Consider the following 358-nt stretch of genomic DNA (forward strand, 5'->3'; position numbering starts at 1 on the left):
CCCAGGCGCCGTTGAACTTGGACCAGTCGCCCGTCACCTTGCCGTACATGGCCTGGAGCCACAGCAGGTAGCTGTACGCCTCCGACGTGGTCTCATGGCCCTGGTCCGGCGCCTCGACGATCAGCGTCTCCACCGAGTGGTACGGGATGCCCTCGGGGGAGAAGTAGCCGTTCGCCGGGTTGGTGATCTTGCCGTACATCTCCAGGAAGCGGGCGTCGTACTCCTTCGAAGCGGCCAGCTGCGTCACCGTCACCGAGGCCTTCGCGTGTCCGGTGGCCGTCGACTCGAAGGTCGCCGAGCCGGTGCCGGAGGTGCCCGCGGTGACGGTCACCTTCTGCGCGGTGTTCCAGTTCTGCGG

1 protein-coding gene is annotated in these 358 nt (G+C 67.0%); it reads right to left on the reverse strand.

Annotation, left to right across the window (positions count from 1 at the left end; genetic code table 11):
- Positions 1–358: glycoside hydrolase family 48 protein (locus tag DSY14_RS28325; protein ID WP_283091720.1), on the reverse strand; the 358-nt coding region annotated here is incomplete at both ends.

Source organism: Nocardiopsis sp. MG754419 (genome assembly GCF_018207095.1).
GTDB lineage: Bacteria > Actinomycetota > Actinomycetes > Streptosporangiales > Streptosporangiaceae > Nocardiopsis.